This window comes from Pigmentiphaga kullae, assembly GCF_004216695.1.
In the GTDB taxonomy this organism is placed as follows: Bacteria; Pseudomonadota; Gammaproteobacteria; order Burkholderiales; family Burkholderiaceae_B; genus Pigmentiphaga; species Pigmentiphaga kullae.
Map to the genome: position 1 here is coordinate 716,984 of NZ_SGXC01000001.1, position 18,287 is coordinate 735,270.

The 18,287-nt window shown below is 67.2% G+C and carries 21 protein-coding genes; 12 read left to right on the forward strand and 9 right to left on the reverse strand.

Annotated features, from left to right (window positions below; translation table 11 throughout):
- Positions 1–4 precede the first annotated feature (4 nt).
- Together dmpG and EV675_RS03520 are read right to left on the reverse strand one after the other, a co-directional pair.
- Positions 5–1,012 (reverse strand): 4-hydroxy-2-oxovalerate aldolase, encoded by a 1,008-nt coding sequence (gene dmpG / locus EV675_RS03515; RefSeq protein ID WP_124691832.1) that lies wholly within the window; start codon positions 1,010–1,012, stop codon positions 5–7.
- Positions 1,013–1,022: 10 nt separating this feature from the next.
- The gene (locus EV675_RS03520) at positions 1,023–1,973 is read right to left on the reverse strand and encodes an acetaldehyde dehydrogenase (acetylating) (RefSeq protein ID WP_130356022.1); all 951 of its coding nucleotides are present in this window, start codon (positions 1,971–1,973) and stop codon (positions 1,023–1,025) included.
- Positions 1,974–2,193: 220 nt separating this feature from the next.
- On the opposite strand from EV675_RS03520, the gene EV675_RS30175 reads away from it, so the two are divergent.
- From EV675_RS30175 to EV675_RS03540, 4 genes are read left to right on the forward strand one after another with little or no spacing between them, the layout of a single operon-like run.
- A complete protein-coding gene (locus EV675_RS30175; protein ID WP_130356023.1) occupies positions 2,194–3,384 on the forward strand; it encodes a GGDEF domain-containing protein in 1,191 nt (396 codons plus the stop codon).
- 26 nt (positions 3,385–3,410) lie between these two features.
- On the forward strand, positions 3,411–3,908 hold the full coding sequence (locus tag EV675_RS03530) for an antitoxin Xre/MbcA/ParS toxin-binding domain-containing protein (protein WP_130356024.1): 498 nt from the start codon (positions 3,411–3,413) through the stop codon (positions 3,906–3,908).
- Complete coding sequence (locus EV675_RS03535; protein WP_130356025.1) at positions 3,905–4,390, forward strand: RES family NAD+ phosphorylase; 486 nt, start codon at positions 3,905–3,907, stop codon at positions 4,388–4,390. Before EV675_RS03530 ends, EV675_RS03535 begins: the two co-directional genes overlap by 4 nt.
- 28 nt (positions 4,391–4,418) lie before the next feature.
- Entirely contained in the window at positions 4,419–4,904 is a 486-nt protein-coding gene (locus EV675_RS03540) for an Lrp/AsnC family transcriptional regulator (RefSeq protein WP_087836751.1), read from the forward strand.
- Positions 4,905–4,908: 4 nt separating this feature from the next.
- Here the strand turns inward: EV675_RS03540 and EV675_RS03545 are convergent, their stop codons facing one another.
- Together EV675_RS03545 and EV675_RS03550 are read right to left on the reverse strand one after the other, a co-directional pair.
- Positions 4,909–5,508: a hypothetical protein gene (locus tag EV675_RS03545; RefSeq protein WP_423213215.1), complete on the reverse strand. Its 600-nt coding sequence runs from the start codon at positions 5,506–5,508 to the stop codon at positions 4,909–4,911.
- Positions 5,509–5,620: 112 nt separating this feature from the next.
- A complete protein-coding gene (locus EV675_RS03550) occupies positions 5,621–6,526 on the reverse strand; it encodes a GntR family transcriptional regulator (protein WP_130356026.1) in 906 nt (301 codons plus the stop codon).
- Between the two features lie 168 nt (positions 6,527–6,694).
- Here EV675_RS03550 and EV675_RS03555 point away from each other — a divergent pair, with 168 nt between their 5' ends.
- The 8 genes from EV675_RS03555 (at position 6,695) to EV675_RS03590 (ending at position 13,376) form a co-directional block, all read left to right on the forward strand.
- Complete coding sequence (locus tag EV675_RS03555; RefSeq protein WP_242621321.1) at positions 6,695–7,660, forward strand: amidohydrolase family protein; 966 nt, start codon at positions 6,695–6,697, stop codon at positions 7,658–7,660.
- A 12-nt stretch (positions 7,661–7,672) separates the two neighbouring features.
- Entirely contained in the window at positions 7,673–9,043 is a 1,371-nt protein-coding gene (locus EV675_RS03560) for an NAD-dependent succinate-semialdehyde dehydrogenase (RefSeq protein WP_130356027.1), read from the forward strand.
- Positions 9,044–9,063: 20 nt separating this feature from the next.
- The gene (locus EV675_RS03565; protein ID WP_130356028.1) at positions 9,064–9,477 is read left to right on the forward strand and encodes a cupin domain-containing protein; all 414 of its coding nucleotides are present in this window, start codon (positions 9,064–9,066) and stop codon (positions 9,475–9,477) included.
- A 25-nt stretch (positions 9,478–9,502) separates the two neighbouring features.
- The gene (locus EV675_RS03570; protein ID WP_130356029.1) at positions 9,503–10,564 is read left to right on the forward strand and encodes an isocitrate/isopropylmalate dehydrogenase family protein; all 1,062 of its coding nucleotides are present in this window, start codon (positions 9,503–9,505) and stop codon (positions 10,562–10,564) included.
- A gap of 61 nt (positions 10,565–10,625) precedes the next feature.
- Positions 10,626–11,594, forward strand: a complete 969-nt coding sequence (locus tag EV675_RS03575) for a Bug family tripartite tricarboxylate transporter substrate binding protein (protein ID WP_130356030.1) — start codon at positions 10,626–10,628, stop codon at positions 11,592–11,594.
- A 100-nt stretch (positions 11,595–11,694) separates the two neighbouring features.
- A complete protein-coding gene (locus tag EV675_RS03580; protein WP_130356031.1) occupies positions 11,695–12,081 on the forward strand; it encodes a COG4315 family predicted lipoprotein in 387 nt (128 codons plus the stop codon).
- Positions 12,082–12,088: 7 nt separating this feature from the next.
- Positions 12,089–12,592: a sigma-70 family RNA polymerase sigma factor gene (locus tag EV675_RS03585; protein WP_130356032.1), complete on the forward strand. Its 504-nt coding sequence runs from the start codon at positions 12,089–12,091 to the stop codon at positions 12,590–12,592.
- A gap of 4 nt (positions 12,593–12,596) precedes the next feature.
- A complete protein-coding gene (locus tag EV675_RS03590; RefSeq protein ID WP_130356033.1) occupies positions 12,597–13,376 on the forward strand; it encodes an anti-sigma factor family protein in 780 nt (259 codons plus the stop codon).
- A 20-nt stretch (positions 13,377–13,396) separates the two neighbouring features.
- On the opposite strand, the gene EV675_RS03595 is transcribed toward EV675_RS03590, so the two are convergent.
- Genes EV675_RS03595 through EV675_RS03615 form a run of 5 tightly spaced genes read right to left on the reverse strand, consistent with a single transcriptional unit; the run spans position 13,397 to position 18,101 of the window.
- Entirely contained in the window at positions 13,397–14,263 is an 867-nt protein-coding gene (locus EV675_RS03595; RefSeq protein WP_130356034.1) for an ABC transporter permease, read from the reverse strand.
- Positions 14,253–15,092, reverse strand: a complete 840-nt coding sequence (locus EV675_RS03600; RefSeq protein ID WP_207221908.1) for an ABC transporter ATP-binding protein — start codon at positions 15,090–15,092, stop codon at positions 14,253–14,255. Before EV675_RS03600 ends, EV675_RS03595 begins: the two co-directional genes overlap by 11 nt.
- Complete coding sequence (locus EV675_RS03605; protein WP_130356035.1) at positions 15,073–16,272, reverse strand: NADH:flavin oxidoreductase/NADH oxidase; 1,200 nt, start codon at positions 16,270–16,272, stop codon at positions 15,073–15,075. Before EV675_RS03605 ends, EV675_RS03600 begins: the two co-directional genes overlap by 20 nt.
- A 22-nt stretch (positions 16,273–16,294) precedes the next feature.
- Entirely contained in the window at positions 16,295–17,002 is a 708-nt protein-coding gene (locus EV675_RS03610; RefSeq protein ID WP_130356036.1) for a GntR family transcriptional regulator, read from the reverse strand.
- A gap of 16 nt (positions 17,003–17,018) precedes the next feature.
- Complete coding sequence (locus tag EV675_RS03615; RefSeq protein WP_130356037.1) at positions 17,019–18,101, reverse strand: ABC transporter substrate-binding protein; 1,083 nt, start codon at positions 18,099–18,101, stop codon at positions 17,019–17,021.
- Positions 18,102–18,287: the final 186 nt, after the last annotated feature.

Below are 18,287 nucleotides of genomic sequence, written 5' to 3' on the forward strand. Positions count from 1 at the left end.
CCGATTACTTCTTCAGGTCCAGCGCCACGTCGACGATCATGTCTTCCTGGCCGCCCACCATTTTCCGGCGGCCCAGTTCGACCAGGATGTCCACGGTCTTCAGGTCGTACTTGGCGGCGGCGGTTTCCGCGTGGCGCAGGAAGCTGGAATACACGCCGGCGTAGCCCAGGGCCAGGGTTTCGCGGTCGACGCGCACGGGGCGGTCCTGCAGCGGACGGACGATGTCGTCGGCGGCGTCCATCAGGGTGTACAGGTCGCAGCCGTGGTTCCAGCCCATGCGCTCGGCGGCGGCGATGAACACTTCCAGCGGCGCATTGCCGGCGCCGGCACCCATGCCGGCCAGGCTGGCGTCGATGCGGTCGCAGCCTTCTTCCACCGCGACGATGGAGTTGGCCACGCCCAGGCTCAGGTTGTGGTGGGCGTGCATGCCGGTTTGCGTTTCAGGCTTGAGCACGTCCTTGAAGGCGCGGAAGCGGTCGCGCACGTCGTTCATGTTCAGGGCGCCGCCCGAATCGACCACGTACACGCACGAGGCGCCGTAGCTTTCCATCAGCTTGGCCTGCTGCGCCAGCGCCTGGGGCGTGGTCATGTGGCTCATCATCAGGAAGCCCACCGAGTCCATGCCCAGGTTGCGGGCGTATTCGATGTGCTGTTTGGAGACGTCGGCCTCGGTGCAGTGGGTGGCCACGCGCACCACGCGCGCGCCGGCGTCGTAGGCGTTGCGCAGGTCGTGCACGGTGCCCACGCCGGGGATCAGCAGGGTGGCGACCTTGGCGTGCTTGACCGTGTCGGCCACGGCCTCGATCCATTCCAGGTCGGTGTGCGCGCCGAAGCCGTAGTTGAAGCTGGAGCCCGACAGGCCGTCGCCGTGGGCGACTTCCAGGCTGTCGACCTTGGCTTCGTCCAGCGCCTTGGCGATGTCGCGGACGTTCTTGATGCTGTACTGGTGGCGGATGGCGTGGCTGCCGTCGCGCAGCGTGACGTCGGAAATGTAGAGTTTCTTGTTGCTCATAGTTCGATCCTCAGGCGGCTTCGACCAGGTGGGTCTGCGCGAAGCGCTCGGCGCACGCCAGGGCGGCCGAGGTCATGATGTCCAGGTTGCCGGCGTAGGCGGGCAGGTAGTGCGCGGCGCCTTCCACTTCCAGGAACACCGAAGTCTTCAGGCCGGACAGCTTGCCCAGGCCGGGGACGTTCAGCGGCGCGCTGGCCGGGATTTCGTCGAACTGCACGCGCTGCTTCAGGCGGTAGCCCGGCACGTAGCTCTGCACCTTGGCGACCATGTCGGCGATGCTTTGCTCGATGGCCTTGGTGTCGGCCATCTCGGACAGCGTGAACACGGTGTCGCGCATGATCAGCGGCGGCTCGGCCGGGTTCAGGATGATGATGGCCTTGCCGCGGGCGGCGCCGCCGATCACTTCGATCGCCTTGGAGGTGGTCTCGGTGAATTCGTCGATGTTGGCGCGCGTGCCGGGGCCGGCCGACTTGCTGGAGATCGAGGCGATGATTTCGCCGTAGTGCACCTTGGCCACGCGCGAGACGGCGTTGACCATCGGGATCGTGGCCTGGCCGCCGCAGGTGACCATATTGATGTTGGGCGAGTCGAGGTGCTCGTCGATGTTGATCGCCGGGATCACGTAGGGGCCGATGGCGGCGGGGGTCAGGTCGATGACCTGCACGCCCTTGGCCTGCAGCAGTTCATTGTGGCGCTTGTGGGCGCCGGCCGAGGTCGCGTCGAAGGCGATGCGGATCTCGCCGAAGTTGGGCATGGCCAGGAGGCCGTCGATGCCGCCCGCCGTGATGGGCACGCCCAGGCGCTCGGCGCGGGCCAGGCCGTCCGATTTCTGGTCGATGCCGACCATGGCGCCCATTTGCAGGGCCTTGCCATGGCGCATGATCTTGATCATCAGGTCGGTGCCGATATTGCCCGAGCCGATGATCGCCACTTTGGATTTGTTGTCGTCTTGCCGCCCCATGAGCCGCTCCTGAGTGTGGTGATGCCGATACAGATACGATCGATAGTATCTTCCAGGCGGGCGGAAATAGCCTTGCTTTTTTTGGGCATTCCGCCGGCCCGGAAAGAAGATTCTTCCTTATTTAGTGATTTTCAAGGAAGAAATCCCTAGACATCCATCCAGACACCCAAAAAGTCCCAAAAACCCCATCAGGGCTACACTGGCGGGGACAGACCCTCCCATGCCCCATACCGATACGCTGCTCGCGCTTTCCCACCCTCTCGTGGCGCTGCTGATCTCCGCGCTGCTGGTGGGCGCGTGGCGATTCATGGGGCGCCCTGCGCACCTGCGGTATTTCATCGGCGCCTTCGCCGGCTACGGCACAGGGCTGATCCTGCAGATCACGCTCTGGCCCGCCAACCAGACGGTCAACATCGCGGCGACCGGCGTGCTGTACGGCGCCGCGGCCTTCCTGTTCGCCAGCGGCATCGCGCAGCTGGAACGCAAGCGCCTGCCGGCCTGGCCATCTGCCCTGGTCCTGGCGGCCATGCTGGCGGTGCGCCTGTGGAGCACCCGCGATCCGGCCTGGTCGGGCCTGCGGATAGGCGCGCTGTACGCGGCGGTGACCCTGCTGTTCCTGCTGGCGTTGTGGCGGATCCGGCATCTGGCGCGGGGAACGGCGCTGGAACGGCTGCTGTTCGGTTTCCTGCTGCTGGGCACCGTCAGCCTGCTGCCGCGCGTGCTGCTGACCATGAACGCCAAGACCCTGACCTATGGCTACGACGGCGGCATGTACTGGGTGCTGACCCAGCTCAGCTTCTATCTTTTCAGCGTGGGCGCGGCGGGGCTGCTGGTGCTGCTGACGGCGTTCCGCACCATCGCCCATTTCAGCCTGGTATCTGAACGCGATGCGCTGACCGGGCTGCGCAACCGCAACAGCCTGCTCGATTTCCTGGCCAGGAGCCGCAGAGCGACGCAGTACTACGGGCTCGTCATCCTGGACGCGGACCACTTCAAGCAGATCAACGACCGTTACGGCCACCCCGTGGGCGACGCGGTGCTGCGGGCCATGGCGGGCGTGCTGGCGCAGCACGTGCGCAAGATGGACGCCATCGGCCGCATAGGCGGCGAGGAATTCATGCTGGTCCTGCCCGGGGCGACACTAGGGGAAACCGAGCAGGCCGCGGCGCGATTGCAGGCGGCCCTGGCGCAGCACGATTTCTCTTCCATCGTGCCTGGGCTGCGCTGCACGGCCAGCTTCGGCATAGGCAGTTTCGGACGCGAAGTGTCTTTCGAAGACGCCTATGCCCACGTCGATCGGCTTCTGGCGCAGGCCAAGCGCCAGGGCCGAAACCGCATCGGCAGGAATGATCTCGCACCGACGCAGACGGAAGCGACGACCGATACGGCGCTCACGTCCCATATGGGATAAAATATTGGCTCACATGAGATGAAGCCATGACTCAAGCCATTCACGGCAAACCCGCCAAGAACGCGCCTCGCCGCCCAACGCGGCGTCCGCCGTCCTTGGTCGACTACACCACAGCCTTTCTTGCCTCGGATGGGGAAATTGTCGACTGGATCAAGGCGCGCGTGGACGCCCGCGAGTTCCAGCGGTTCGTCAGCCGGCTGTCCACCAGCGAAGACCGAGTCTACAGCCTGCTGGGCTTCGGTCGTTCGACCATCAAACGACGGCTCGGCAACGACGACAAACTCAGCCAGGAGGAATCCGAACGCGCCATCGGGCTGTCCCAGTTGGTGGGCCTGGCCGAAACGATCGTCCGGGAATCGGGATCCACTGAGCCCTTCGATGCCGCCGCCTGGGTAGGCGCATGGCTGGAACAGCCCAATCCGGCGCTGGGCAATGCCACACCGGCAAGCTACATGGATACGATGAAAGGGCAACAACTCGTTCGCCACATTCTCGCCATGGCCCAGGGCAGCGCTTACGCATGACCTATTTTGCGTGGCGCATCGCGTCCGATGGGCTGGGATACCTGGCCGAGGACCTGGGTGGAGAAGGCGCCGGGCAAAGGGGTGGCAGGTGGAACCGTCCCGGCTTCCCCGTCGTTTATGCCGCCTCGTCCATTTCCCTGGCGTGCCTGGAAACGCTCGTGCACATCAATACAGGGACCCTGCCAGTCCGGCGCTTCCTCGTCCGCCTGGAAATACCCGACGATGTCTGGCAGGCGGCAAAGCGACTCGATCACGCCGACGCGCCCGCCAATTGGGACGCCACGCCCTGGGACAGAGCAAGCGTCGAGCTCGGCACCCGCTGGCTCGACGACAGGTCTGCGCCCGCGCTTTTCATGGTTCCTTCGGTCGTCGTTCCCGAAGAATTCAATGTCTTGCTGAATTCCCTGCACGCGGACAGCGGACGGATCTTGTCGAAGAAACTCCGCCCTTGGATTTACGATTTCAGGCTAAGGGCCGGATGAAAGAAGAATCTCCTATTAAAATGGAGCAATGAAAAAGAATGCTCCAACCGAATCCCTGGACCAGACCGACCTGCAACTGATGCGTCACCTGCAGGAAGACGGCCGCCTGTCCAACGCCAAGCTGGCCCAGCGCGTGGCGCTGAGCGAAACCCCCTGCTGGCACCGGCTGCGCAAGCTGGAATCCGAAGGCTACATCCAGGGCTATCAGGCGATGCTGGACCGCCGCAAGCTGGGGCTGGGCGAACTGGCCTTCATCAGCCTGAATTTCTCGCCGCACACGGCCCAGGCCTTCGAGGCGCTGGAACAACTGGTGGCGGCGAACGACCAGGTGCTGACCTGCCACCGCGTCACGGGCGAGGCCGACTTCGTGATGATGGTGGTGGCCGAGGACCTGGATTCGGTGCGCGACTTCATCGACAAGGTGCTGCGCACGCTGCCCAACGTGGCCACGGTGCGCACCAGCCTGTCGCTGCGGGAAGTGAAGTTCTCGAGCAAGCTGCCGCTGCCGGCGTGAAACTTCAGCCTCCGCGCAGGCGCGCCGCCGTGGCCTCGTCCGCCGGCTTGGCCAGCAGGCCGCCGCGATCGTTGAACAACACGTCGTAGCGCGCGCCGTCGAACATGGGCATGAAAGTGGCGCTGCCGTATTCGGCGTCGACGTAGGGCAGCCAGCGCGAGAACTCGCGCTTCAGCACCCACAGGTCGGGCAGGCGCCGGTCGTCGTCCAGCGCATACACGGTGCGCAGGACGCTGCGTTCGCGCTCGATGTCGTCATAGCGCCCGCCGATGCGGTCCAGGCGATACAACGAGGGCACCCCGGCCAGCGCCGCCGGCAGCCGCCAGCGCAGCACGCGCGCATCGATCTGCCACGCGTCGCCCGACAGCACGAACTGGCGCTCGCCCTGGGGCGCGCCCGCCGGCCCGGGCGGCAGCACGACGGTGGCGCGGAAACGCTGCTGGCCGTCCTGCTTGAGTTCGATGGTGGCCACGTGCCGGTCCTCGAACAGTTCCAGGTAGCGGTAGACGGTGAAGGCCAGCAGTCCGGAGACCAGGCTCAGGGCAACCAGCGCCAGCCCCAGCAGGCGCCGCAGCGGCCGCAGGCCGCGCGACCCGAAGGCCATGCCCAGTCCGGGAACGGCAAGAATGATCGCCGCCACGGCGATCCAGAGAGAAGGGCTTAGCGCATCCACCCGTGTTGCCTCCTTGGCGTGTGTCGTCCAGGCGTGCCCGGACCTAATCCCCGGCCCCGCCCACGTCGTGCGGCCCCGCCTGCTTCTCGATGGCCGCCTGCCGCAAATGCACTCGCATGAAATCGGCGGCGGCTTCGCGCTGCCCCGACAACAGCAGATCGATCAACACCAGGTGTTCCCGGCAGCGGCGCTCGGCCTGCTGCCGATCCACCGCCTTCTGGTACTCCATGAGGCGGCGCAGGCGGTCCAGCCGCTTCAGCGCATCCAGGATGAAGGCATTGCCGGAGCACGCCGCGATGGTTTCGTGCAGGCGGCTGTTGGCGTCGAACAGATAGGCGGGCGAAGCGGTATGGACCGCGCCCGCGACCAGGGCTTCCTGTTCCGCGCGGCATTGCAGCAGCGCCTCGCGATCGAGCTTGAAGCTGGGTTCCAGTATCCCTCCCGACTCCAGCATCAGCCTGAACCGATAACCCTGCCCGTAGGCCTCGGCCGAGGCCAGCGTGGGCAGGAAGGCCCAGCCGTGGCCGGGCAGCCGTTCGGCCCATCCCTCTTGCGCCATGCGCCGCAGGATGGCCGCCAGTTCCCCACGGGTCACGCCATAGCGGCGCATGAATTCGCTTTCGGTGAAGCGGTCGGGCAAGAGGCCCGCCAGGCGCTCGCGCGCGATGCGGAAATAGACGTCGTCCTCGCTGGCTGCGCCGTAGGCCTCTTCGGCCTGTTCCCGGGGCAGGCGCATTGCCGCCTCGGTGACCACGTAGCCGCCCTCGGGCCGCGCCTCGACCACCCGCTCGACGGCCAGCCGCTCCAGCGCGCGGCGAATGGGCGAACGCGACACGCGGAATTGTTCGGCCAGCGCGCGCTCGGGCAGGCGCTGGCCGGCTCCCAGGCCCTGGGTGGCGATGTAGCGGTGGATGTCGGCCGCGAGCGTATCGGTAAGGGGTCGAGTCACGAAGGGGCGGAAAAGGGAAGGCTCCGGCAATCATACACGCCGTCCTATCAACACTTCTTGTTGGAACTTATCAATCAAAAAGAACCTTTCAATAGCTTTTTAAAGCTGGTTTTTCTTTTTATTTTGGTACTATGATTCCATAAAATACCAAAAAGAGGAAGACCAGAAATGAATGAAGCGCACCTGGACACCGGCCCGTCCCGGGTCTCGCTGGCGGCGGTCGAGGCACCCATGGTGCCGCCGCCCCTGGGGGCCTGCGATTGCCACGTCCATGTGTTCGCGCCCGCCCGCCATCCCTATGCGGCGGACCGCGCCTATACCCCGGGCGCGGCCGAGACCGGCGACCTGGACGCCTTCCTGTCGCGGCTGGGCATGGCGCGCGTGGTGCTGGTGCAGCCCAGCGTCTATGCCTCGGACCATGCCGCGCTGCTGGAAGGCTTGCACGCGTTCGGTCCGGACCGGGCTCGCGGCATCGCGGTACTGGAAGAACTGGCGGATCCGCTGCTCGATCTGCCGGCCTTGCATGAGCAGGGCGTGCGCGGCGTGCGCCTGAACCTGGCGGTGCGGAACCCCGCCGGCGGACCGGATACCGTCAGCCAATTGCTGCGCGCCCGGGACCGGATCGCGCCGCTGGGATGGCACCTGCAACTGCACGCGGACATCGGCCGGGTGGCCGCCCTGGCCGAGACGCTGTCGGCGCTGGAGATTCCCGTGGTGCTGGATCATTTCGCGGGCCTGCTCGCCCATCCTGGCGCCGCGACGGCCGAACCGGCCGACACCGTGGTGGCGCTGGTGCGCGCCATGCCCCTGTACGTGAAGCTGTCGGCGCCCTATCGCGCCGCGCCGGGCGGCGCGTACCTGGACGAACTGGCGGCGTTCACCCGGCGCCTGGCCGATGCCGCCCCCGAGCGCCTGTTGTGGGCATCGGACTGGCCTCATACCGGCGGCCACGGCATCCGCCAGGGCGGGCTCGGCCGCATCGAACCCTTCCGGTCCGAGAACGCCGGGGCTGCACTGGATCGCCTGCGCGCTTGGCTGCCGGACCCGGCCGACCGGCAACGCATCCTGGTGGACAACCCCGCCCGGCTCTACGCATTTCCGGTGCCCGGCGCACCGGCCTCTTCGCTTTCCTAGACAGGATCCGACATGCTGATTTCCACCAACCCCGCCACCGGCGAAACCATCGCCCGATATCCGCTGCATGACTCGACGCAGGTCGATGCCGTGCTCGATGCCGCGGCCCGGGCCCAGGCGCGCTGGCGCACCCTGCCCATCGCGGCGCGCTGCGAAGACATGCGCCGCGTGGGCGAGCTGCTGCGCCAGCGCAAAGCGGCCTACGCGCGGCTGATCACGCTGGAGATGGGCAAGCCCCTGTCCGAGGCACTGGCCGAGATCGAGAAATCCGCCTGGACCTGCGACCACTACGCGGACCACGCGGCACGCCTGCTGGCCGACGAACCCGTGCCGGCCAACGGCAGCTACAGTGCGGTCACCTACGATCCGCTGGGCGTCGTGCTTGCGATCATGCCGTGGAACTATCCGCTCTGGCAGTTCGTGCGCTTTGCCGCGCCCACGCTGTGCGCCGGCAACGGCGCGGTGCTCAAGCACGCGGGCAACGTGCCGCAATGCGCGCTGGCACTGGAGGAACTGTTCCGCGACGCCATCGACGTCCCCGGCCTGGTCGGCAATGTGTTCGTCGAACCGGAACGCGTGGCCGCGCTGATCGACGATCCGCGCATCGCCGCCGTCACGCTGACCGGCTCGACCGCCGTCGGCAAGCTGGTGGCCGCGCAGGCCGGGCGCGCCATGAAGAAGCAGGTGCTGGAGCTGGGCGGTTCCGATCCCTTCATCGTGCTGGCCGATGCCGACGTCGAGCGCGCCGCCGCCGCGGCGGCCAAGGCACGCTTTTCGAACACGGGCCAGAGCTGCATTTCCGCCAAACGCTTCATCGTCGACGAACGCGTGGCCGACGATTTCTCGGCCCGCTTGTGCGCCCATGCCGGCGCGCTGGTCATGAACGATCCGCTGCAAGCCGGCACCGGACTGGGCCCCATGGCGCGCGCCAATCTGCGCACGGCGCTGCACGACCAGGTCGAGCGCTCGCGGGCCCAGGGCGCCGAACTGAAGCTGGGGGGCCGCATGCCCGACGGCCCCGGGTTCTTCTATCCGGCCACCGTGCTGGACCACGTCACGCCCGGCATGGCCGCAGGCTGCGAGGAAACCTTCGGCCCCGTGGCCGCCGTCATGCGGGTGCGCGACACACAGGCGGCCATCGCCCTGGCCAACGCGACCGAGTTCGGCCTGGGCGCGGCGCTGTGGACGGGAGACGTGCAAGGCGCGCGCGAACTGGCCCGCGGCATCGAAGCGGGCGCGGTATTCGTCAACGGCATCGTCGCCTCCGACGCGCGGCTGCCGTTCGGCGGCATTAAGCAGTCGGGCTATGGCCGCGAGCTGGGCGCGGCCGGCATCCGCGAGTTCACCAATATCAAGACCTACTGGGTGGGCCCCGCCACCTGAACCTCACCAGGACGACAACCATGACCATCAAGACCCCCTCCGGCGCGGCGCTGCTCGAGCTGGACAAGCTTCCCACCTACGACCGCGGCGGCGGCGCCTCGACCACGCCGCTGGTCGGCCGCGCCATCGGCTCGAACAGCTTCATCACCGGCTACACGAGCTTCGGCCCCGGCGCGCAGATCCCCTTCCACAGCCACAACTGCCAGGAAAGCGTGGTGCTGATCGAAGGCGACGCCGTGCTCGACATCGACGGCCAGGAACACCGGCTCAAGCCGCTGGACGCTACCTTCATCCCACCCAACGTGCCGCACCGCTTCCGCAACCTCTCGGCCACGCAGCCCATGCGCATCCTGTGGATCTACGCGGTGCTGGATGCCACCCGCACGCTGGCCGACTCGGGCGAGACCCGCCCCGTGTCGGCCGAACACCACTAACCTTCCCGAACAAGGCCAACCCATCATGCGTTTCCTCGTACTTCCCGGCGACGGCATCGGCCCCGAGATCGTCGCCTCCGCCGTCGACGTCCTGCGCCAGGCCGACGGCGCCTACGGCCTGGACCTCGCCTTCGATTATGAAGACGTCGGCTTCGCCAGCCTGGAGAAACACGGCACCACGCTGCGCGAATCGGTGCTGGACCGGGCGCGCGGCTACGACGGCATCGTCCTGGGCACCCAGTCCCACGCCGACTACCCCGCGCCCGAACAAGGCGGCCGCAACATCTCGGCCGCCTTCCGCTGCGATCTCGACCTCTACGCGAACGTGCGTCCCGCCCGTTCGCGCCCGTTCCTGGGCCGCGGCGCGCACGGCATGGACCTGGTCATCATGCGCGAGGCCACCGAAGGCTTCTATCCCGACCGCAACATGCACCAGGGCTGGGGCGAGATGATGCCTTCGCCGGACATGGCGATCTCGGTGCGCAAGATCACCGCCCATTGCAGCGAACGCATCGCCCGCCGCGCCTTCGAGCTAGCGCGCAAGCGGCGCGGGCGCGTCACCGCCATCCATAAGGCCAACAGTTTCCACATGACCGACGGCCTGTTCCTGCGCGAAGTGCGCAAGGTCGCGGCGGACTTCCCCGACGTCGTGCTGGACGACCTGCTGGTCGATGCCTCGACCGCCTATCTGGTGCGCGACCCCGCGCGCTTCGACGTCATCGTCGCCACCAATTTCTATGGCGACATCCTGTCCGACCTGGCCAGCGAGCTGTCCGGCAGCCTGGGGCTGGCCGGATCCGTGATGGCCGGCGACACGCTCTGCTGCGCGCAGGCCCAGCACGGGTCGGCGCCCGACATCCAGGGCCAGGACAAGGCCAACCCGACGTCGATGATCCTGTCGGTGGCCATGCTGCTGAGCTGGCTGGGCGAGCATCGCGGCCTGGCGGCCTGCACCCGCGCCGGCGCGGCCATCGAACAGGCCGTGGACGCCGTGCTGGCCGATCCCGCCACCCGCACGGCCGACCTGGGCGGCACGCTGGGATGCCGCGCTTTCGGCGAAGCCGTCGCCCGGCAGCTCGCGCGTTGATCACGAGGGCGGCCCTGACCGCCCCAACCCTTGCTCATTCGAAGAACACACTGGAGACACCATGAAGATCGCATCGCTTATCGCCGCTTCCCTGGCCGCGGCCCTGGGTACCGCCACCGCGCCGGCCCATGCCGCCTATCCCGACAAACCCGTCACGATCATCGTGCCTTTCGCGCCAGGCGGCGGCAGCGACAACATCGCCCGCTATGTCGCCTCGCGCCTGTCCGAGCGCACTGGTTCCACCTTCGTGATCGAGAACAAGCCCGGCGCCGGCACCAACATCGGCAACCAGCTCGCCGCGCGAGCACCGGCCGACGGCTACACGCTGCTGTTCGGCCAGGTCACGCTGTCCATCAACCCCTACCTGTACAAGGACCTGGGCTACGACGTGAAGAAGAACTTCGTGCCGGTCGGCATGATCGCCACGTCGCCCACCGTGCTGATCGTGGCGGACCAGTTCCCCGCGCGCACGCTGAGGGAAGCCATCGACCTGATCCGCGGCAAGCCCGGCACCGTCAACTTCGGCTCCGGCGGCGCGGGGACCTCGGTGCACCTGTCGGGCGAACTGTTCAAGTCCCTGATCCAGGGCGACATGCAGCACGTTCCCTACAAGGGCAGCAGCCCGGCCATGACCGACCTGATAGGCGGACGGCTGCAAATGATGTTCGACACCGCGCCCTCGGCGCTGCCCCAGATCAAGGGCCGCAAGGTCCGCGCGCTGGCGGTCACAGGCAAGTCGCGCCTGGCCGACCTGCCCGACGTCCCCACCTTCGCCGAGGCCGGCCTGCCCGCCTTCGACGCGCCCGCCTGGTACGGCATGCTGGCGCCGGCGGGAACCCCGGCCGGCGTGGTCGCCACCCTGAATGAGCAGATCAATGCGGTTCTGGGCGAAGCGGCCACCAGGCGGCGCATGCAGGAACTGGGCGTGGCGCCCAGCCCCGGCACGCCCGAGGACATGGCGGCCTTCATGGACACCGAGGGCCGGCGGTGGCAGGCCACGGTGCGTTCGGCGAACGTCAGCCTGGAATAGGGGGACAATCAGGGCAGATTTTTTCCGCCGAAGGGAATACTGGACGGCCCGCCCCCGTATACCGTTCAAGCACCCTTCATCAACCACCAAGGAGCATCCCATGGTAGCCAGGAAAACATCGCTTCTGCCCTCCCTGCTGCTGGCGACGGCGGCCCTGTTCGGCGCGTCGGCCGCGCAGGCGGCCCCCGCCCAGGCGAAGGACGGCGTGCTGGCCGGCGGCAACGGCATGACGCTTTACGTGTTCGACAAGGACGTCGCCGGCAGCGGCAAGAGCGTGTGCAACGGCCCGTGCGCGACCAACTGGCCGCCGCTGATGGCCGCGGCCTCGGACAAGGCCGAGGGCGACTACACGGTCATCACCCGCGACGACGGCAAGGCCCAGTGGGCGTACAAGGGCAAGCCCCTGTACTTCTGGGTCAAGGACCAGAAGCCGGGCGACAAGACCGGCGACGGCGTCAACAACGTCTGGCACGCCGCCAAGCCCTGACCGGCCCATGGACAGCCGTGCGGTCACAGCCCTGCTTCCGCGTCTGCGGCGCTATGCCCGCGCGCTGGCGGGCGATCGCGCGGCGGCCGACGATCTGGTGCAGGACACCCTGGAACGCGCCTGGGCGCGCCTGCACACGTGGCACACCGGGCGGGACCTGGGCGCGTGGCTGCTGTCCATCATGCACAACCTGCGCGTGGACCAGTTGCGGGGGCAGCGGTTGAATACGGTGCCGTGGAACGAGACCCTGGACGATATGCCGTCGCGGCCCACGCAGGCGGACGGCATCGAACTCGAGGACCTGGAGCACGCGCTGGCGCAGTTGCCGGAGGAACAGCGGGCGGTCCTGCTGCTGGTCGCGCTGGAAGGAATGCGCTACGCGGAGGTCGCGGACACCCTGGGCATCCCGCTGGGGACCGTCATGTCCCGGCTGTCCCGGGGCCGGGAGCGGCTGCGCCTGATCCTGGACGGACAACCGCCCGCGGCCGGAACCCTGCGGATGATCAAGTGAAACCATGATGCCCATCACCGAAGCCGATCTGCATGCCTACGCCGATGGCGAGCTGTCGCCCGCGCGGCGGGCCGACGTGGAGGCCCATCTTGCCGGCCACCCGGACGCTGCCGTGCGCGTGCGGGCGTGGCAGGAACAGAAGCGCGCACTGCAACGGCTGTTCGAACCCGTGTTGGACGAACCGATCCCGCCCGCGCTGGAAACCGCGGCGATTCCCCCGGGCGCCCGCCGTGGCCGGTCGACGCAGCCCGCCCTGCGCATAGCCGCCGGCATCATGCTGGTCCTGCTGGGCGGCATGGCGGGTTGGTGGGGACACGGCCGCTACCAGGCCCCGGCGATCGCCGACGCCCGGCCATCCCTGCCCCAGCAGGCCGCGATCGCCCATGCGGTCTACAGCCCGGACGTGCGCCGGCCGGTCGAGATCGGCGCGGACCAGGAAACCCAGCTCGTCACCTGGCTGTCGCGCCGGCTGGGCCAGGACGTGCGGGCGCCCAAGCTGGGCGGCCTGGGCTTTGAACTGGTCGGCGGCCGGCTGCTGCCCGGCAGCGAAGGCCCGGTGGCCCAGTTCATGTACCAGGACGCCGGCGGGCAGCGCCTGACCCTGTACGTCAGCACCGAGCGCGACGGCAATCCGGACACGGCCTTCCGCTTCGCACGCGAGGGCAACATCAATGTCTTCTATTGGATAGACGGGCCCTTCGGCTATGCGCTGTCGGCCGGGGTTTCCAAGGACGAGCTGGCGCGGGTGGCGTCGGCCGTGTACGACCAGTTGGACAAGCGCTGACCCGTCAGGCCACGAATCCGTCAGTGTCCGCCATTCTCCAGATCGTTCTGGCCACGCGTCGCCCACGTCGTGGTGCGTTTTTCGATGGCGGCCGCGATGGTGTACATCGCGATGCCCATGACACTGGTCACGATCAACCCGGCAAATACCAGCGGCACGTCGAAACTGGCGGAAGCCGCCATCATCAAATGGCCGATCCCATGCTCGGAGGACACCGTTTCCGCGGTGATGCTGCCGACGAAGGCCACGGTGATCGCGATCTTGAGCGAGGCGAAGAAATACGGCATGGCGCGCGGCAGTCCGACCTTGCGCACGATGTCCAGCGGACGCGCCCCCAATGCCCGCAGCACGTCGCGTTGTTCCGGTTCGATGGTGGCGATGCCGGTGGCGACGTTGACCACGATGGGAAAGAAACTGATGGCGAACGCGGTAATGATGGCCGGCACGGTATTGACCCCGAACCACAACACCAGCACCGGCACCAACGCGACCTTGGGAATGCTGTTGAACGCCACGAGCAGCGGATAAAGCCCCCGATAGACCAGGGTGGACGCCCCGATGGCGACGCCGGTGACGATGCCCAGCACGACCGCGAAGGCAAAGCCTATGGTGGTCGACAGCAGCGTATGCGCGGCATCGATCAGCAACGGCTCCCACCACTTGATCATGCCCTGGACGATGGCCGAAGGCGGCGGCAATACGAAGTCCGCGACACCCAGGGCGCGGACGGCGGCCTCCCATACCAGGAAGAAACCCAGGATGACCAGCCATGGCAGGACGCGCTCCAGGCGGCGCCGGCGTTTCAGGGCGGCGGTACGCGCGGCGGCCCGGCTGCTGCGCGCGGCTCGGCGCACCTCGTTGACAGGCAAGGCATTCTCACGCTGCATGTTCGACCCCTTCAGGATTTTCGTGCTGGCCGCGAGCGACTTCGATCGCTTCGCGCAACTCGTGGACCAGGCCGTTGAATTCGGGCGAGAACGTATCCTCGCGCCTGCGGGGACGAGGGAAGGGCACGATGTGCTCGGCAATCACCCGACCGGGACGCGACGACATGACCACCACGCGGTCGGCCAGATAGACGGCTTCGCGCAGATCGTGCGTCACCAGCATCACGGTCGGGCGTCGGGCCATCCATACGTTCTGCAAGACCGACCACAGATCCTCGCGCGTGAAGATATCCAGCGCGGCGAACGGTTCGTCCAGCATCAACAGCGCCGGCTCGTGTATCAGCGCGCGGCATAGCGACGCCCGCTGCTGCATGCCGCCCGACAATTGGTGCGGCAGCTTTGCGCCGAACCCTCCCAGGCCGACCAGCTCGAGCAGTTCCTGGGCCTTGGCCACGTACTCGGCCTTGTGGGCCCGCAGACGGCTGCGATGCCCGGTCGCCACCTCGAGGGGCAGCATGACGTTGTCCAGTATCGTGCGCCACGGCAGCAACGTGGGATTCTGAAACGCCATGCCGACGATAGACAGGGGTTGGTCCACCTCCTTGCCATCGATGATCACGCCGCCGTCGGTGGGCAGCCACAGGCCGCTCATCAACCGCATCAGCGTCGATTTCCCGCACCCCGACGGTCCCACCACGGCGACCAGCTCGCCGCGGTTGACGGTCATGTTCAGATTCTCGAGCGCAAGCGTGCCATCGAGGCCGCCATAGTGCATGGCGACGTCGTACAGTTCCGCGAAGGGGCGGCCTTCAGGAGACAGGCTGTTCATGGGCGGACGTCCTGGAGAGTTCAAGGGTTTCTTCGCGCTTCTGCAGCCACCATGCATAGTTCCGCGGCAGCAGTTCATGCGGCCGCGCCAGGCCCAGTTCCCGCGCCGCGTGCGCGGCCCAGTTCGGGTTCCACATCATCTCGCGCGCCAACGCCACCAGGTCGCAGTCGCCCGCCCGAAGATAGCCCTCGGCCTGCTGCGCCTCGCGGATCAGACCCACCGCCATGGTGGGCATGCCGACCTCGTCGCGGATGCGCCGCGCGAACGGCACGTGGTAGCCGGGCACGCGCGGCACCACGTGCAGCGTCAGCGGACCGTCGATGCCGCCCGACGAGCAGTCGAACATATCCACGCCGCGCTCTTTCAGGCGGCCCGCCAGCACGACCGTGTCGTCCAGGCTCCAGATGCCGCCGCGGCCGTCGACGCACGAACCGCGGAAGAACAGCGGCCGGTCGGCCGGCCACGCCGCCCGGACCGCTTCGATCAGCTCCAGGCCGAAGCGCATGCGTCCTTCGATGTCGCCGCCGTAGCCGTCGGTGCGATGGTTGGTGATCGGCGACAGGAACTGCTGGACGATGTAGCCGTGGGCGCCGTGGATCTCGCAGATGTCGAAGCCCGCGTCCAATGAACGTTTGGCCGCATCGACGTGCGCCTGGATCACCGCGCGGATGTCGTCGCGGTCCATTTCCTTGGGCGCCATCGCGCCCTCCTTGAACGGAATGGGGCTGGGGGCCAGGCCCGACCAGGGCGGGCGGCCCTGCGCGGCGTCCGCCTCGCCCAGCGGCGAGAAGCCTTCCCACGGCGCCCGCGTCGCCACCTTGCGGCCGGCATGGCCCAGCTGGATGGCGCTGACCGTACCCTGCTCACGCAGGAAGTCGGTGATGCGGCGCCAGGCCTTGGCCTGCGCATCGGTGTAGATGCCCGGGCAGTCGTAGGTCTTGCGCGAGCGCTGCGAGACCGAGGTCTCTTCGCAGAAGACGATGCCGGCCCCGCCCAGCGCGAACTTGCCCAGGTGCACCAGGTGCCAGTCGGTGGGGCAGCCATCGACCGACCTGTACTGCGACATCGGCGACACGACGACACGGTTGCGCGCCGTCACGCCCCGCAGCGTCAGGGGCTGGAACAACATCGGAACGTCCGTGTCCGGACCTTGTTCATGGGAAAGATTTTTTTCAGTCATGGTGGGGGGTATCCTGCAACGCCTAACGCTTCATCAGGCGGGAAAGAATGTTGTCGAGCACGTGGTCGAGATGCTCGGCCATGGCCTCTCTTGCGCGATCCTTGTCGCCCGTGGCCACGGCATCCAGCAAACGGAGATGCTCGGCCACGGTTTGGCGGAAATCGCCGGGAACCGGCGGCGTGGCGAACAGCATGGACCGGCGGCGCAACTGCTCGATCAGTTCGGCCATGGAGCGGCTGCCGCAGGCATCGCAGATGGCGCGGTGCAGTTCGAGATCGAGCGCGACGCGCTGCCGGTTGTCCCGGACCTCGCCCGCCAGCAACCGCTCCAGGGCCGCACGGAGATCGGCGGCCGTATGGGGATCGATCCGGCCCGCGGCCTCGCCGGCCGCCTCGACCTCCAGCAGGCGCCGGATCTTGAGCAGTTCGAGGAATTCCTCCAGCGTGATGCGGCGCACTTCCAGCACGCCGTTGTTGCGCTGGATGAAGCCTTCGCCTTCGAGCCGCCGCAGGGTCTCGCGCAAAGGGGTGCGGGACACCCCCAGCCGTATCGACAGCTGCCGCTCCGAGATCGGCACCCCCAGCGGGATTTCATGAGTCAGCAGCATCTCGTGCAACTGCGCATGCAGCCGGTCGACCAGGCCCTTGCCGCCCTCCAGCAGCGGCTCGGTTCCGTCAGCGCCGGCTTCCTCGATGGGACGCACGCCGGCGCCGGATGAAATGATTGCCATGAAGCGATGCTCCGCTTTATTGCACGGCCGACTTGCCGCCCGGCGCGAACTGCGGGTCGTACACCAGCGACACCGGCGGCGCGGCCGGCAGCTCGAAGCTTTCGGTGATGGTTGCGATGTTCTTCTTCATCCGGTCGGCATCGACATAGCCGATCCCGTGCTTCTGGACATTCGGCGTCCTAACCTTGTGGTCGATCAGGAACTGCAAGCGCTCGGTTTCGAGCACGGGATCGATCAACCTGTTGCGAGCGGCCACCGCCTTCGTCGCCGCCGCCGGGTCGGCTATCGCATCCCGCCATCCTTTCAGCGCGGCGGCGATGAACTTGCGGACCGCCTCGGGCTTGTCACGCAGCAATGCCTGGCTGGCGATGATGGAGTTGCTGTAGACATCCAGGCCGAAGTCCGCATATTCCAGAATGTCGACGTTCTCGCGCTTGGCGCCGCGCCCTTTCAGGTTGAACCAGGACGTGTAGTCATTGCCGATCACCGCGTCGACCTGTCCGGTCAACAGCATGGAGTCGCGCAACTGCGGCGAGATCTGCTTGTAGGTGATCTTGGACGGATCGACGTCGGCGATGCGCATCAGCGCCGGGAACAGACGCGCCGGCCCGTCGGCGTTGCCGCCGCCCACGGTCTTGCCTGCCAGGTCGGCCGGCTTCTTGATGCCCGCGCTCGACAGGCTGATGATCGCCTGCGGCGCGCGCTCGTACATCACGAAAACAACCTTGGGCGTTACCGCGGGTTGACGGCTGGCGAACTCGACGAGCGTGGAGAAATCGGCCGAGGCCATCTGATAGGTCCCCGACGCCACGCGGGTTACCGCATCGCCCGATCCCGACGAAGGATCGATGGTGACATCGAGGCCCTGCTCTTTGAAATAACCGCGTTCGAGCGCCAGCAGATACGGTCCGGCACTTCCATCGAGCGCGAAATTGAAGGCGAACTTGATGCGGGTCGGCTCGGCCGCTTGCGCCGAGCCCACCGCGAACAAAGCGCCCACGGCGAGAAGCTTCAAACCTGAAAACAGTTTCATCGAAATCCTTTCCGGCTGTGGATGACAGGAAAGGCGGCATGCGAACGTGGTGCATACATGTGGCATACCACCTTGATGCCACGGTTATGCAAGTCACATGCCAGCATGGAAACCCGCGTTCGGAAATGGCCTGCATTGCCCGGAAAACCGGGCTTTCGAGGGAATGGCAAGCGCACCGCGACACGAAGCGTGCAGCCGCCGCAACAGCCAGGCGGCGCACCACCAAGGGGCTGGCGCCGGCCTATGTTGGTG